At 70.7% G+C, this 12,274-nt stretch carries 10 protein-coding genes; 5 read left to right on the top strand and 5 right to left on the bottom strand.

Going from position 1 to position 12,274, the window contains the following annotated elements; translation table 11 throughout:
• The first annotated feature begins 110 nt into the window (after positions 1-110).
• Complete coding sequence (locus ACRB68_RS06605) at positions 111-677, top strand: mechanosensitive ion channel domain-containing protein (RefSeq protein WP_328593841.1); 567 nt, start codon at positions 111-113, stop codon at positions 675-677.
• Positions 678-681: 4 nt separating this feature from the next.
• On the opposite strand, the gene ACRB68_RS06610 is transcribed toward ACRB68_RS06605, so the two are convergent.
• Positions 682-1,965: a threonine/serine exporter family protein gene (locus ACRB68_RS06610; protein ID WP_194293203.1), complete on the bottom strand. Its 1,284-nt coding sequence runs from the start codon at positions 1,963-1,965 to the stop codon at positions 682-684.
• Positions 1,966-2,379: 414 nt separating this feature from the next.
• Positions 2,380-2,952 (bottom strand): hypothetical protein, encoded by a 573-nt coding sequence (locus tag ACRB68_RS06615; RefSeq protein ID WP_153531253.1) that lies wholly within the window; start codon positions 2,950-2,952, stop codon positions 2,380-2,382.
• A 338-nt stretch (positions 2,953-3,290) separates the two neighbouring features.
• Here ACRB68_RS06615 and ACRB68_RS06620 point away from each other — a divergent pair, with 338 nt between their 5' ends.
• Complete coding sequence (locus ACRB68_RS06620; RefSeq protein WP_153531254.1) at positions 3,291-3,911, top strand: hypothetical protein; 621 nt, start codon at positions 3,291-3,293, stop codon at positions 3,909-3,911.
• Positions 3,912-4,236: 325 nt separating this feature from the next.
• Positions 4,237-5,340, top strand: coding sequence for a hypothetical protein (locus ACRB68_RS06625; RefSeq protein ID WP_207709586.1), 1,104 nt, complete (start codon positions 4,237-4,239; stop codon positions 5,338-5,340).
• Between the two features lie 43 nt (positions 5,341-5,383).
• Here the strand turns inward: ACRB68_RS06625 and ACRB68_RS40085 are convergent, their stop codons facing one another.
• Positions 5,384-5,545, bottom strand: coding sequence for a hypothetical protein (locus tag ACRB68_RS40085; protein ID WP_194293204.1), 162 nt, complete (start codon positions 5,543-5,545; stop codon positions 5,384-5,386).
• Between the two features lie 194 nt (positions 5,546-5,739).
• Between ACRB68_RS40085 and ACRB68_RS06630 the strand changes: the two genes are divergently transcribed.
• Both ACRB68_RS06630 and ACRB68_RS06635 read left to right on the top strand, forming a co-directional pair.
• Entirely contained in the window at positions 5,740-8,301 is a 2,562-nt protein-coding gene (locus tag ACRB68_RS06630) for a tetratricopeptide repeat protein (RefSeq protein ID WP_207709587.1), read from the top strand.
• A 21-nt stretch (positions 8,302-8,322) separates the two neighbouring features.
• Positions 8,323-9,852 carry an Imm49 family immunity protein gene (locus ACRB68_RS06635; RefSeq protein ID WP_153531255.1) on the top strand — a complete coding sequence of 510 codons (1,530 nt, stop codon included), beginning with the start codon at positions 8,323-8,325 and terminating at the stop codon, positions 9,850-9,852.
• Here ACRB68_RS06635 and ACRB68_RS06640 read toward each other — a convergent pair.
• Positions 9,839-11,002, bottom strand: a complete 1,164-nt coding sequence (locus ACRB68_RS06640; RefSeq protein ID WP_153531256.1) for a lipid-transfer protein — start codon at positions 11,000-11,002, stop codon at positions 9,839-9,841. The genes ACRB68_RS06635 and ACRB68_RS06640 overlap by 14 nt on opposite strands.
• Positions 10,999-12,273, bottom strand: a complete 1,275-nt coding sequence (locus ACRB68_RS42380) for an OB-fold domain-containing protein (RefSeq protein WP_328593842.1) — start codon at positions 12,271-12,273, stop codon at positions 10,999-11,001. Before ACRB68_RS42380 ends, ACRB68_RS06640 begins: the two co-directional genes overlap by 4 nt.
• Between the last annotated feature and the right edge of the window lies 1 nt (position 12,274).

Genomic DNA, 12,274 nt, shown 5'->3' on the forward strand with positions numbered 1-12,274 from the left:
TGGCGGCGAGAGGGCATCCGTCCTGGTGACGCGAGACGACCGGTAAGGCATGGGGCGTGGACTCAGAGCGACTTATCTCACGGCTGCCGTTGCGGCCCAGGCTGCGTCAGGTGTCCGTGCTCTGCGCGCTGGCGGTGTGCGCGGTGCTGGTCGCCCACCTCGGCGACCCCACCAGCGGCCACTGGCACGAGAAGGTGCTGTGCTGGAGCGGGGCGGTGGTCTTCCTGGTCGCCGCGCTCACCGCGACGGTCCGGCTCGGCAACGAGATGCGCCGGATCACGCTGCCCACCCTCGGCGACTCCCACGCGGCGCTGGTGCGCCTGACGATCGTGCTCACCGGCGGGCTGCTCACCGTGACCATGACGTTCAGCCTGCTGCGGGTGCCCATCGGCCAGCTGGTCCTCGGCGGCGCGGTCACCGGCGTGCTCCTCGGCATCGCCGGCCAGCAGACGCTGGCCAACATCTTCGCCGGGATCATGATCTTGTACGCGCACCCGTTCGACATCGGCGACCGGGTGAACGTCCGGTCCGGGCCGCTCGGCGGCGAGCTGGAGGGGACCGTGCACGGGATCGGCATCCTCTACGTGGAGATCGACAGCGCCGACGGCCGGTTCTCGGTCCCCAACTCCCTCATCCAGAAGGCCGCGGTGGCGCGGATCGAGGACGCCTCCGGCTGAGGGGTCACCACGGGACGTCCGGCGCGCCCTTGAGGATCCGGCGCGAGCCGGCGAAGTTGCCCAGCACCACCCCCACCCCGATCGCGGCCGTGGTGATCAGCGCGCCGCCCAGCGCGTGGCCCGCGCCGCCGACGCCGGACGCGTAGCGGACCAGGCCGATGTAGACGTCGGGCCCGGGCAGCAGCGCACCGGTGACGCCGGGGATGACCAGCGCCGTCGAGGGCACCAGCAGCCGCGTCCCGGCCCAGGTCGCGACCGCCCCGAGGACGACCGCGGCCAGCAGCACCGACAGCGGCGCGCTCTGCCCGAGCACGTCGCGGGCCACGTTGTTGACCGCCGCGGCCAGCAGCCCTGCCGCGACGCCGGCCGGGACGAGCCGGACCGCGCCGCCGTTGGCCAGCGTGTTGCCGGCCGCCCCCACCGCCGCCGCCAGCAGCCCGAGGAGCAGCGGCAGCGAGGCGAACTTCACCCCGTAGGCGACCTGCTCGAAGGCGGTGCCGGTCAGGATCAACCCGCCGGCGATCGCCACCCCGGCCACCAGCGCGCCGATCGCCATGATCACGCCGACCATGCGGCTGGCCGCGATCGAGTCGAACCCGGCGACGGCGTCCTCGACCAGCGACACCACCGACAGGATCGGCAGCATCAGCACCAGGTTGGCCGTCATCAGCCCCGCCACGGTCCGGCCCGACCCGCCGAGCAGGTAGCACACCAGGCCGGACACCACCACCAGCGCGGCCTGGAACATCGTGATGTAGAAGCCGGGCAGCCCGCCGCGCCGCAGCGCCGCGCCCGACCGGTCGACCAGCACCAGCACCGCCGCCGCCAGCACGGCGCCCACCGCCGTCCCGCCCGCCTGCAGGCTGATCATCGCCGCCAGCAGCGCGCTGCCGGCCACCCGCACCCACCAGGGCCACCGCCGCGCGTCCTCATCGATGCGGTCGATGCGGTCCTCGGCCTCGGCCACCCCGATCCGCTCCGTGGCGATGTCGGTGACGAGCCGGTGCAGCAGGCTCATCCGCACCAGGTCCTTGTCGTCGCCGGACTGCGTCGGCTGCAGCATCACCAGCGGCCGGTCCCGCTCCACGGCGTTCTGCAGGTGGATGCACCGCGCCGCCAGGTCGATCGTCAGCCCGGGCATCCCGAACCGCCGGGCGACCACGTCGAGCGCCATCACCACGGTCCGCGTCTCGGCGCCCGCCGCCAGCATCTCGTCCCCGAGCCGCGCCGCGAGCCGCATCACCCGCGCGGCCTCCCCCTCGTCCAGCGCCCCGTCCTCAGCCCCCATGCGCCGCCTCCCCCGATCCCCCACAGTGATCAAGGCCGTACCCTCGCCCGGCCCCCGCCGAACGAGCATCCTCGGCGCAGCCCGGAGTGCCGGGCAAGGTCAGACGGCACCTTGAGGAATGTGTGGCCGTTCCTGTGAACGGCTTCGGCGCCGAGCGCCGAGGACCGGATTTCGTGCGTCTACAGACGGTCGGTGGACAGCGGCATGAAGAACACCGAGCCGGGACAGGGGGTCAGGGTGAACTGCGTGGAACCATGCCGCCAGGCGCGGGCGTATGTGCGGGGCTGCCGACGCCGGTGGCGCGCAAGACCCGAGCCTGCCTGAAATCCCCGCCGGGCAGCGTTCCCACAGGCCAGTGTGCCGTCATGGACTTAGGGGATGAGGATTTCAGGCAAGCATCGTTGAAATGCTCGGTCAGGGTTTGACGCAGATTCCCTTCCCGTTCTTCTTGAATGCCTTGGCGAGGCTGCGGGCGGACAGGGTCGCCGACGGAGGGGTGTACCGCGGGGGGAACTTGATGACCACGCGGCCCACGGCCTGGTAGGCGCGCTTGCTCTTCACACAGGCGAGGTCGCCGCCGGTCCGGGCCTTGCCCCAGCCGCTGCCCGTACTCGCCTTGCCCGCCCGGTGGCCATCGATCATCACGGAACTGACCGTGACGCGCGTCGCGCCGGCACCCGTGCCGGTGCAGGTGACCGACAGGTGTGCGTTGATCTTCCGCTTCTTCGAGCTCGCCCCGGGATGCGGAGCGTCATAGGGCTTGCCGCCCTTGAACGAGCCCCTGCAGGTGATCACCGAGGCGGCGCTGCTCTGGATGCCGGCCGCGGTCGACCGGGCCGTGAAAGTGAAGGCCTGATCGTCATCCAGGCTTGCGGCGACGGGCCTGGCCGGAGAGGCGGTCTCGGCGTGAACGGGTGCCGGAGAGAACGAGATCGCGCTGATCGCGAGGGCTGCGGAAAAGCAGGTCATCCTCGATAGCGTCTTCATTTTTCCTCCTGCTGTGTCGGACAGTCAGGGGGAAAGTATCAGGAGTTGATCACATTCTCAACCGGCTAGACCGAGTGCCATGAGGGGCGATGGAAATTATCACGGGCACATCGGTTCGCTTTGACAGATCCAGCCTTCCCGAAGCAACTCCCACCACCTCGCCGCGGAACGGGGGCGCGATAGCCGACATGGCCGCGGGCACGCATCATCGTATCGGCAAAGAGACCAATGGACGAGATGATTTTCGGCAATCACCCGTCCCATAGGGCTTTGTCGCAGGTCAGGCCGCCGGATATTCCGAGAATGCGATCGACCCTGGGGCGATATAGGTTTGTCCCATGCTCGAACGCATCACCCCGGATCAGCTCGCCTGGTTCGCCGCCTGGGTCGCCGTCTCGGCCGAACAGGCTGACGGCCCTCCGCTGCCGGCGGCCTACGACCATACGATCGCGGTGCTTCACCCCGGTGCCGAACCGGCCACCAGCGACCTGACCGCGCCCTTCCATGGGCCGTCCTCAACCGAAGGACACCCGTCGGACAGGCAGAAGACCGTCCTCGACCGGATCCTCCTCACCACCACCGGCCCCGGCGCCCCGGCCTGCCTGGCGTCCTATGACGCCGACCCCGGCTCCGGCACGGAACTCCTCATCACTTCCACCGGTCCCGGTCCGGCGTCGCCGCCGGAAGACGCCGTGTCCGCCGACAGCCCCGGCGACATCGCCGAGCGGGTAAGCGGGCACATCACCTACCTCCTGGTCGCCGGCCCCCTCCAGGACCTGGTGTACACCGCATGGGAGGCCCGCTGGGACTACGAACAGCCTGTGACGATGCTCTGGCCCGCCGACCGCACCTGGTGCCTGTCAAGCGACCCCGACCTCTCGTACACCGTGCTCGGCTGCGACCGTACGCTCGCCGCCCGCCTCCTCGCCGAGCCCGTCCTACGCGCACGACAGATGTGATCCGACGATCGCACCTCGTTTCCCGGGCTCCACGGGCCGGACCGGCAGACGGCACGGCCGGATCACATGGCGGCGTTGGCGTGCAGGCCGGCATCGACGCCGGAACCCCGAGGAACCGCGCACCGAGATCGCCGAGTTCGAGCGGGAACAGCCGGTGCGGAACTGATGGCGGCCAAGGCGAAACACCACCACTGCGGCCTGCCGACTGGGCCGGCGTACCAGATCCTGATCCCAAGTGAGCAGGCAGGAACTTCAGCCTTTCCGTGAAAGCCGTTCTGTCGGTGGCGGGTGCCACGGTGGCCTGACCGACGCGGAAGGGGCCAGCGTGGAGAAGCTGTTCGACGGCGTAGTGCATGTGAGCTATGGCCAGATCTATGTGCAGAGCGCCGACGATTTCGAGATGGACCTCCATGAAGATCTCGCTGGGCAGCAGAACGGCCTGTGCGGGGCCGCGACACCGGGGCGGCTGTTCCTGATCACCAGCACGCACACCGGGAGCATCGCCTTCACTGTCGAACTGCACGACGGCCCGCCGCCGCTCGATCCGAGCTGGGAAGACGTGGTGGAAGCGTCCTTCGCACCGACCAATGACGATGTCGCCCTGGTGCAGTGGGCCGGTGAGGACGCATGGGAACTGGACCTGGAGGCCACGGACTATCGCGTCCGTTATTGCGCGCATGGGATGGATGAGGCTCATGGCGCCGATATCCGCTTCGACGGCCGGCCACAGCCTGACCGCTACCTCCTCCAGTTCTGGCCCGCGCCCTCGGCCCCGGATCAGGTCCTGAAACAGACGAGCGAGGCCGCCGCGTACTGGCACAGGGTGGCCCGGGAGCTGCCTCCGCCGCCGACTCCCGAAGATCGGGCGGCCGCTGCCGAGCAGGCGCGGCTGGAGGAGGAACGCGCCCAACGGCTGCGGGCAGAGGAGGCGGAGGTGGCGGACTGGGGCGGGCGCTTACCCAGTGAGCGGCTACGGCGGATACCGGGCAACGTCTACGGTCTGGTCGAACTGGACCACGGCCTGGCCGAGGCGCTGGCCGCTGCCGGGTCTGATCTGCAGCGCCGGGTTGCGTGCTGGGCCGCGCGGCGGGCCTGTGACGAGGCCGGGCTGGCGCGGATCGACTGGATCGCCGCGGCCCTGGAAGCCGCCGATGCCGGCCGGAGCCTGCCCGCGCCGTTCGATGACGAAGAACGGGCTTGGGACAGGTTGTTCGCCGATGAGCGCGTGCCGTCCACGGGGGTGACGCTTCCAGAAACCACCATCGACGACTTCTCGCAGCAGGCGGCGGCGCTCCCTGCGGTGTGGGCGGCAGTCGAAGCCGATCCGCTGCACGGGGCCGTCGACGCGCTGTTCGCGGCGGCGGCCGCCTTCGGGGCGGACGGCTACCGCCGTCTATTCAGCGAGGCGCGCGCGGCGTTCTCTCTGTGAGCCGCCCGGTGGCCCCGGCCTGCGCCGAGGCACCGGATGACGGTCAGCGGTGGGTGATCCACCAGATGAGGGCGCCGCCCGCGCCGGTGCCGGCCGCGTAGGCCAGGCCGCGCACGGCGGCGAAGAGGGCTGCGTGCATCAACCGCCGACCCGTCCGCTTGAGTCTGCGGGTCCGGTCGGGCCGCTGAGGGGTCAGGACGGTCATCGTCTCTCCTTGTCCGGCCGCCGGGCGGGTGCGCCGGCGTGCAGGGAGAGCGTGCGACCACGGGCTGTTCAGGTTCGAGGAGATCGCGTTCACTTGGCGAAGCTGTTCGTCTGCGCCGGTCGTCGCTCATGGTGTGTGCTGGTTTGTGAACGAAGATGAACAGAGATGCCTGGTCGGGGGGAAAGGGCGTGAGGGTGGCGCAGATCGATCCGGCGCAGATCCGCACCCGGCAGGAGCTGGTGGAGCAGCTGGGGCTGCTGTTCGTCCGGGATGGGTGGAGCCACCACCGGCTCGCGGAGGCGGCGGACGGACTGAGCCCGGCGACGGTGCGCAAGGCCGTCAGTGATGTGACCGCTTTGCCTCGGCCCAGCACGTTGAAGGCACTTGCCAAGGCGTTCGGGAGGGATGCGGGGCCTTGGCTGGAGGCGCGGGACCGTATCCAGCGTCTGGAGAAGAACAGCTCTGCGCCGGAGGGAACCGGTTCGGCGCCACGGGTGCAGGTCGGGGTGGTGCCACGGGCCGCCGACTGCTTCCAGCGGCGCGAGGCCGCGTCCAAGCTGGAGAAGATGGCCGCCGGCGGCGGCACGGTGGTGCTCTGCCAGGTGCTCGCCGGGATGGGAGGCGTCGGCAAGACCCAGCTCGCCGCCGCATACGCCCGCGAACAGCAAGTGGACGTGCTGGTGTGGGTGACCGCGTCCTCGACCGTGGAGATCGTGGCCGCTTATGCGGACGCCGCAACCGCGCTGGGCCTGCCGGCCGTCCCCGGCGACCAGAAGCAGGAGGCGCGGCGCTTCCTGGAGTGGGCGGCCACCACCGACGACCGCTGGCTGATCGTGCTGGACGACGTGCAGGAACCCGGTGACCTGCGCGGCTGGTGGCCGCCGGACAGCGGGAACGGCCGGGTCGTGGTGACCACCCGCCGTCGTGACGCCGTGCTCAGCGGGCAGGGACGGCGGCTGATCGACGTCGAGCTGTTCACCCCGGATGAGGCTCGCGCCTACCTGACCGCCAAGCTCGCCGTGCACGGTCTGGACGATGACAGCGCGCAGGTGGACGGGCTCGCCGAGGACGTCGGGTGGCTGCCGCTGGCGTTGGCGCAGGCGGCGGCCTACATGGTGGACGCGGGCCTTGACTGTGCCGGCTACCGGGCGCGGCTGGCCGATCGACGCCGTGAGCTACCGGACGTCCTTCCTGAGCCTGGGTGCCTACCGGACGACCATCAGGCAGTGGTCGCAGCGGCCTGGTCGCTGTCCATCGAGCGAGCCGACCGGGCCCGTCCTGCGGGGCTGGCCCGGCCGTTGCTGTGGCTCTGCTCGATGCTGGACCCGAACGGCATCCCGGCTGTTGTGCTGACCAGTGAAGCCGCGTTGACCTATCTCGCCGAGCACCGGCCCAGCGAACAGGAAGTCGAGAGCGATCTGGTGTGGGACGCACTGCGTGTCCTGCATCGGTTCAGTCTTATCGACCACACCCCTGAGGCCTTCGCGCAGGAAGTGCGCGTGCACAACCTCGTCCAACGCGCCACTCGAGAAAGCCTCACTCCGGAACAACGCGCCGCCACCGTGCAGGCCGCTGCCGATGCATTGCTGGAGGTGTGGCCGGAGGTGGAACGTGGACAGCTTGCTCCGATCTTGCGCGCCAATACCATGCCCCTGCGGCATGCTGCTGGCTCCTTGCTTTGGCAGGGGGAAATGCATGGGGTGCTGTTCTGCGCGGTTGAGAGCCTTGGTGCAGCTGGGCAGCCAAGTGGCGCCGCAACCGAATGCATCGAATTGCTGACCATTTGCGATCAACTACTCGGCTCTGCTCACTCTGACACGCTGGACATCCGCCACAACCTCGCGTACTGGCGCGGGGAGGCAGGCGACCCCGCAGGCGCCACCGACGCCTTCCAAGGACTCCTCACCGACCGCCTTCGCATCCTGGGCCCCGATCACCCCGACACCCTCACCACCCGCGGCAACCTGGCGCGCTGGCGCGGGGAGGCAGGCGACCCCGCAGGTGCCGCCGACGCGCTCCAAGAACTGCTCACCGACCGCCTTCGCATCCTGGGCCCCGACCACCCCGACACCCTCGCCACCCGCAGCAACCTCGCGTACTGGCGCGGGGGATCAGGCGACCCCGCAGGTGCCGCCGACGCGCTCCAAGAACTGCTCACCGACCACCTTCGCATCCTGGGCCCCGACCACCCCGACACCCTCGCCACCCGCCACAACCTCGCGTACTGGCGCGGGGGATCAGGCGACCCCGCAGGTGCCGCCGACGCCTTCCAAGAACTGCTCACCGACCACCTTCGCATCCTGGGCCCCGATCACCCCGACACCCTCACCACCCGCAGCAACCTGGCGCGCTGGCGCGGGGAGGCAGGCGACCCCGCAGGTGCCGCCGACGCCTTCCAAGAACTGCTCACCGACCGCCTTCGCATCCTGGGCCCCGACCACCCCCACACCCTCACCACCCGCAGCAACCTCGCGTACTGGCGCGGGGGATCAGGCGACCCCGCAGGTGCCGCCGACGCCTTCCAAGAACTGCTCACCGACCGCCTTCGCATCCTGGGCCCCGACCACCCCGACACCCTCACCACCCGCAACAACCTCGCGTACTGGCGCGGATACGCGGGCGATCCCGCAGTCGCGGTGGAAGCGTTCGCGGAGCTACTGGTCGACTGCCAGCGGGTGCTCGGCTCCGAGCACCCGCTCATCAGCAGCGTGCAAGACAATCTGTCCTACTGGCGGAAGCAGGCGGACCCCTCGTAACCGTTTGTACGATCTTGTGGCATGTCTGTGAATCGCCGTTCCGTGCCCGAGTCCGCCGTGCGCAAGGCGCTGGACGCCGTCCCCGACGAGCTCGACCGGACGGTGAAGCTCGCCCAGTACGGCGGCCCCTACAGCATCGAGCTGATCAGCGACATGCTGCTGGAGTACGTCGCGGCCCTCTCGGTGACCGACGATCCGGGGATCGAGCGGCGTGACACCTGGAAGGCGCTGCGCAGCGCCGCCGAGCTGGCCGCCGAGTACGTCCAGGCGTGCGCCACGCCGGTGGGCGAGGAGGCCCGGGGGTGGGTGGAGTACCTCGGGGTCGGGTTCGGGTTCACCGTCGAGGACGAGGAGACCATCTTCGCGAGCGACTGGGCGCACGCCTTCCACCTGGCGTTGATCTGCCGGGACGAGCGGAAGCTGAAGCGCCTCTCCTACTCCTACCTGCACCCCGACGATGATGCGCAGGCGAAGGCGCTTTTGGCTTACCAGGCGGGCGCCCCGCTGGACGACGGTTTCCAGGCCATGGTGGACGCGGCCGTGCAGCGATGGCAGGCGGACACGACGCGGGTGAAGGACCTGCTGCCCTGGGAGCTGCTCGGTCTCGCCGCTCTCGCCCACGATCGGGGTGAGCCCCTGGAGATCGACGGGCTGCCCGAGCGGCTTGTGACCGGCGCGGGTCCGAAGAAGGCGGAGGCGGCCGGGCCGGTGCCCCGTCACCCGTTCGAGGCGGAGTTCGCCGAAAGGTGGCTGGGGAGCAGCGCCGAGCTCGATCAGGGCTCGATCAAGAAGTGCTTCCGGCCCGAGGTCATCGTCTCCATGCGCGGCTCGGCCTTCCATCACTTCCTTCAGGACCGGCTGATGACCTTCCGGTTCCGGTCCGTGCTCGACCCGGCCGCCGAGGACGTGCGGCAGTGGACGGAGCTGGTGCTGGCCGGCCAGGCCTACGTCGCCTACTTCCGGCTGGAGCGGGAGACGCGCGGCACGGAAGTCGAGATCGCGCTCGGCGACCACACGCAGGTGCTCACCGCCAGTGGCTCGCGGATCAGCTCGCCCGCCTGGGAGTACCGCACCGCCGTCGCGGTCGCGCTCGCCACGCGGGACCGGGCGACCCTCGACTTCCTCGCCGGGCTGGACGAGGGCGTGCTCCGGTCCGGACACGACCTTCCGGACACGTTGGAGTACGCCCTCGCTCTGCGCGCCCTTCTGGCCGGCGAGGACCCGCGTCCCCATGTGGATCGGGCTCTTGCCAAGGGCGGCGACGAGCACTGGGAGTGCCTGCGCGACCCCTACGTGCGGCTCCTGGACCGGCTTGTCGCGGATGACCCGGAAGGCTTCGACACCGTCCTGGCCGAGGCGCTGAACCTCTACCGCGACTACTACCCGTCCAACGACGTCGACATCGACTCGATGTTCTCCTTCGACGCCCTCGGCCTCGCCTGCCTTGCGCACGACCGGGGCTGGCCCGTCGCGGTCGAGTCGGACTTCCTGCCCCGGCGCCTGGTGGAGGGCGCCTGGCTCGGCACTCCCCCGGACCTCAGCCGGTACTGAGCACCAGGCCGCTCGTCGGGACGCCCGTGCCCGCCGTGACCAGGACGTTCCGCACGTCCGCGACCTGGTTCGCGGCGGTGCCCCGGATCTGGCGCACTCCTTCTGTGATGCCGTTCATCCCGTGGATGTAGGCCTCGCCGAGCTGGCCTCCGTGCGGGTTGACCGGCAGGTGGCCGTCCAGCTCGATGCCGCCGTCCTTGATGAAGTCGCGCGCCTCGCCGCGTCCGCAGAAGCCCAGCTCCTCGAGCTGCACCAGGACGAACGGCGTGAAGTGGTCGTAGAGGATCGCGGTCTGGACGTCGGCGGCGGTCAGGCCCGACTGCCGCCACAGCGTGTCGCCCACGTTGCCCATGGCGGGCAGGGCGGCCAGGTCGCCCGAGTAGTACCCGAACATCATCATCTGGTCGGGCCCGGTGCCCTGCGCGGCCGCCTGGATCACGGCGGGCGGGTGCGGCAGGTCGCGGGCCCGCTCCGCGCTGGTGACGACGACGGCCACGCCGCCGTCGGACTCCTGGCAGCAGTCCAGCAGGTGCAGCGGGTCGACGATCCAGCGGGACGCCTGGTGCTCCTCCAGGGTGATCGGCCGGCCGTGGAACCAGGCGGCGGGGTTGGTCGCGGCGTGGCGGCGCATCGCGACGGCGACGCGGCCGAAGTCCTCGCTGGTCGCGCCGTACTCGTGCATGTAGCGGCGGGCGTGCATGGCGACCCAGGCCGCCGGTGTCGCGAACCCGTACGGCAGGTGCCAGGAGAACTCCAGGCCGGTCGAGTCGGCGCGTGAGGACGGGCTGGCCTGCCCGAACCGGTGCCCGGAGCGCTCGTTGAACGCCCGGTAGCAGACGACGACGTCGGCCTGGCCCGTCGCGACGGCCATCGCGGCGTGCGCGACGGTCCCGCAGGCCGCGCCGCCGCCGTAGTCGACGCGGGAGAAGAACCGCAGCGCCGGGATGCCGAGCTCGCGCTGGACGGCGATCTCGGAGTTGACGTCGGCGGTGAAGGTGACCAGGCCGTCCACGTCGGCGGGGGCGAGGCCGGCGTCGCGGATCGCGGCCAGGCACGCCTCGGCGGCGAGCCGCAGCTCGGAGCGGCCGGACTCCTTGGAGAACTCGGTGGCGCCGATCCCGGCGATCGCGGCCCTGCCGGAGAGCGTCATGCGTCCTCCTTGAATCGGACGGTGGCGGTGACGTGGTCGCCGAGGCTCACCGCGCCGCGCACCGTGAGGGTGTGCTCGTCCACGCGCTCGCCGGTGAGGGTGAGGGTGTCGCCCGCGTAGGCGGGGACGCCGAGCCGCACCGCGATGCCCGCCAGGGTCGCGCCCGGGACGGTCTCCAGGGCGTGGCGCTGCACGAGGCCCATGGTGGTGAGGATGTTGAGGAAGATGTCCTTGGAGCCCTGCGCGCGGGCGAGGGCGGTGTCGTGGTGCACCGGGGTGAAGTCGCGGGTGGCGAGCGCCGACGCGATCACGAAGGTGGGGGTGAGCGGGATCGGCCGGCCCTCGGGTTCGGGCGGCTCCTCCACGACGGGGTCCGGGGCGTCCGCCGGGGTCCACTGCGGCAGGACGAGCTCGTCGTCCATCCGCTCGAAGACCAGCCGGACCGGCATGCCGATCCCCACGTCGTCCGGCGGGCATCCGTTGACGTTGCCGACGACGCGGACGCCCTCGGCCAGCTCGACCACCGCGACGACGTAGGGCGGCGTGCGGCCCGGCACCGGCGGGTGGTGGTGCACGACGTAGGAGTGGACGACGCCCCGGCCCGAGGCCACGATGAAGTCGCGGTTCACCGAGTGGCAGGACGGGCACATCGGCCCCGGCGGGTGCCGGAGCGTTCCACAGTCCGCGCACCGCTGGATCCGCAGCTCACCGGCGTTGACGCCGTCCCAGTAGAACTGCGTGTCGCGTCCGATCGCGGGCTGCATCGGGTACTTGCCGCTTTTCTTCGGGGCGGCGGCGGAGCGCTTGCGCGGCTGGAACTTCAGCACCCGGAACAGCATCTCGGCGACGCGCTCGTCGTTCTCGTCGTACCAGGACTGGTACCAGGTGACGAAGTAGCCCTCGCCCATCGCGGTCTTCTTCGGCCCGGCGACGCCCCCGAACCGCATGGTGGAGGTGAGCCGCTCGCCGATCTTCACATAGCGGTCGTAGGTCTGCTCGCAGTTGGTCGCGACGACGCCGGTGTAGCCGCTGGCGTTCAGCAGCCGGAGGGGTTCGTCGGCGATCGAGCCCTGCTTGGGGACGCCGAGCCCCGGCATCGACCAGACCTGGATCATCGCGGGCGGCGCGACGTCGTCCCAGGTCCCGGTGTCGCCGAGGGCCTGCGTCCAGTTGCGGATCATGGCCGCGTTCACCGGGTCCGGGCACGGCGCGGCGGGCTGCTCGCCGAGCGCGGTGAGGCGTTCGGCGAGCGCGGTCAGCTCGTGGTGCACC

It is taken from the genome of Actinomadura macrotermitis, from assembly GCF_009604375.1.
GTDB lineage: Bacteria > Actinomycetota > Actinomycetes > Streptosporangiales > Streptosporangiaceae > Spirillospora > Spirillospora macrotermitis.

Coding starts and splice junctions, on each gene's coding strand:
- ACRB68_RS06610 (WP_194293203.1), bottom strand. CDS start 1,965: ATGGGGGCTGAGGACGGGGCGCTGGACGAGGGGGAGGCCGCGCGGGTG.
- ACRB68_RS06615 (WP_153531253.1), bottom strand. CDS start 2,952: ATGAAGACGCTATCGAGGATGACCTGCTTTTCCGCAGCCCTCGCGATC.
- ACRB68_RS06620 (WP_153531254.1), top strand. CDS start 3,291: ATGCTCGAACGCATCACCCCGGATCAGCTCGCCTGGTTCGCCGCCTGG.
- ACRB68_RS40085 (WP_194293204.1), bottom strand. CDS start 5,545: ATGACCGTCCTGACCCCTCAGCGGCCCGACCGGACCCGCAGACTCAAG.
- ACRB68_RS06635 (WP_153531255.1), top strand. CDS start 8,323: ATGTCTGTGAATCGCCGTTCCGTGCCCGAGTCCGCCGTGCGCAAGGCG.
- ACRB68_RS06640 (WP_153531256.1), bottom strand. CDS start 11,002: ATGACGCTCTCCGGCAGGGCCGCGATCGCCGGGATCGGCGCCACCGAG.